Source organism: Vibrio eleionomae (genome assembly GCF_009874545.1).
Taxonomy (GTDB): domain Bacteria; phylum Pseudomonadota; class Gammaproteobacteria; order Enterobacterales; family Vibrionaceae; genus Vibrio; species Vibrio nitrifigilis.
The window spans coordinates 1-2,993 of record NZ_WEKT01000112.1 but is presented as its reverse complement, the minus strand read 5'-3'; the positions used below and the strand labels follow the sequence as shown (position 1 = coordinate 2,993).

Annotated in this window: 1 protein-coding gene; it reads right to left on the bottom strand. The window is 42.5% G+C overall.

What is annotated here, in order from left to right:
* Nucleotides 1-139: 139 nt before the first annotated feature.
* Nucleotides 140-2,497, bottom strand: coding sequence for a phosphatase PAP2 family protein (locus F9817_RS23585; protein WP_161158649.1), 2,358 nt, complete (start codon nucleotides 2,495-2,497; stop codon nucleotides 140-142).
* Nucleotides 2,498-2,993 lie beyond the last annotated feature (496 nt).

Sequence of the window (2,993 nt, the reverse complement as noted above, 5' to 3'; positions counted from 1 at the left end):
ATGAGATATAGCAAGAAGTCTCGTACGCATCCTCGCATCGGATGTTTCACGAATAAGTTTTGGGAAGTCAGGGGTGTTCATATCAGCTCCTATTGAAGCTGATATTAGATCATAAAATTAGTGCGATTGGTATTATTGTTTATAGAGTACCGCTATCTGGAGTGATGGTTACGCGAACTGTTGAGTCATTGTAATTGACGGACACCGAGTAATCACTGTTTCCCTCTGTATCTACTACCGTTACATTATCTGTGTCATAAGTACCATAAATGCCGCCAGCTGACATGATCGTATAGGTCGTTGCATAATTCAGCGCAGGCACGGTTAAGCTTAATAAGCCTCCATCGATGAAGATGCCATTATCGGCACTAATCTTTGCATTATCTGCGAGGTTCAATGATAAAGAGCCAGCTTCTTGAACATAGTCAGATACAGATAATGTGCCATGCGAGCTATCTGATGCACCTTTCTCTATTGCAACTGTCAATGTCCCCGCATTTTGATAAACGGTATAAGTACCAAATGCTGTTTGAGAAGCAGCAACGAGCTCCCCTTCGGTTAAATAGGTGCCACCGGTATAAGAGTTATTTCCTTCTAGAGATAGTGTCCCCGTGCCTGATTTTTTCAAGCGACCGACTCCGGAAATATCATTACGCCAGCGGTCGTATTGACTAAAACCACCATCAGAAGCATCCATATCGACATTGACATCGCCATTAAAGGCACCATATCCATCGGCGGCATCAACGAGGTTAATTCGTCCCCAACCGCGAGATTCATTAATAACAGGGTAGTTAGAATCTATTTCGGTTGTTGCAAGAACAGCACGGCGTTGAGCAGCGGTTAAGTAGGGTTGGCGACTTTTAAGCAGCACTTCGGCACCTTTAGGTACTTCAGGATCTGCACTGGTTTCATCCAGTTTAGTAAAGCCATAGGTCATGTATTTTTTATAGGTTTCTTTTATAGCGTCATGATCGCTGTAGTCATCACTATATTCACTGTCATCACACGTATCCTCTTGTACACAATTGGCGAAATCAATAATCGATTCAAACCCTGCGTCACTGGCCTTTTCTTCGAAGTACGAGTTGGCTTGGTTAAGCGCAAGAGCTGCAGCATCGGCGTTGTTATATAAGACGGCTGCAGTTGCGGCAGTACCAAATATACGCCCTCCGATTACGTCAAGCGGGGAGTGCATTCCAACCACAATACGGTTTTCACCTAGATCGGCTGATCGAGCGACCATCTGTGAGAATCGTGATGGTATGGCATAGGCTAACCCTAATCCTCGGTCAAATGCTTCTGCAGTATGGCCACTTGGGAAAGCACCATCTTTAGCGCGCGATGAGTAATAGGCCGAGATAGAAAGTCCATCGTCCATCGCTTCGCTGTATTCTTTATTATTTGCACCATCAGAGGCATAGATTTGACGGCCTGCGCAGATAAGCGCAGTGATGGGGTGTAGCAATGCTGTATCACCACTTCCGGTATCGGGGTCAGTGGTTTCATAGTATTTTGTTGTTTCAGTAGTGTCGTCTGCCCCTACACATGTTGGTGCATAGAGCGTACTATCTGCAAATGCGGTATCAACAGCGACTGAATCTGAATCAACACTACTGTCAGATGTCCCACCATCAGTAAAATCTAGGATGCCGTAACTAGTATTAATGCGCCAAGGGCGTGGAGACAGAAAATGATATTTGGCTGGCTCTGTTGATACACCGTAATTTTTAATGACGTCTAATAGATCGACTAGATATCCAAGATCGCCATTTTCTTCAGAACCGTAAGTACCATAATTTGTTGCGAGTGATCCGTAACCTTGGTCGCTATCCCAAAGAGTCCCAGAATCGATATCAATAGTGTAAGAAGTAGAAGCATCGGTTTGCACATCAATAGTCCCCTCATCTGCATCATTGATACTATATGGAGAGGTTGAATTTGCCGCATTGCGATAAATATTCGCTAAAGGCCCTAATCCTGATGTGATACTAAAGCCTTTTTCTCGCTGATCATCTAAATAGGCATGGACTAAAACTGAAGGAGAAGTACGGTCTAGATCTGGTGATGTTTCCCCGGGTTCTGTTAATGTTGCTACATAGTCATAGTTTTCTTGCCACACCGTGTCGTTGAGGATGCGAGCGTTGGAGAAATTAACGACTGAAAAAATCTCGCTTGTTGAATTAGTTGCGGACGTCCCATCTTCCCAATCTGATTGACCCATTAAATAAATATCATCAAACCCGCTTAAGATTTGAAGCATTGGGTTGGTATCCTCTGAAAAGCCTGTCGAATCAGCTATGTTATTGGTGGCAAGGTTATCGACAATGGTTAATTCATTACCGGTTAGGGTCGGTTCCGCTACAGTTTGTTCGTATGAGACACCAGCTGGAACTCCAGGATTAGAATAAGTCGTATTTTGATCATAGCAAGCCGTTAATACTGCACTTGCAACTATGGGTAATGTTAATGCGAAAGGGTTATGTATTCGGAGCATAATAAATTGTTTCCTTACATTAAATGTTTAGGTCTTAATGACCAGAGCTCGGAAACTAGCAATTTATTATGATCACCGAATGACATATGAATGACTCAAATATGAACATCATGCGTTTCATTCTGATGATTAATTTGTTCGTTATTTAGGTAATTAAAACATAAAAGAGAATATGATATCGGGGGCGTCCAAAATAATCTTAGAATTAAATACCCATTTCTTTGCCATAAAAATAGGAGTTTAGTGGATAAAAACAGCGTTATGGCGTTAAAGTGAACAAACGAATCGTTTTTTTATAAAAAAGTAAGATTTGGTCTTGCCAAGTTTTAAGAACTCCCTATAATGCGCCCTCACTGACACGGCAGACGCCACAAGGCTTCAGCGGTTCAGTAAGAGGATAAGTCAGTAAGAGGATAAGACGCTCGAATGAGAAAGTTGAAAAAAGTGTTTGACACTGACAACGAAATCGCTAGAATGCACCTCCGCTTTGAGAGAA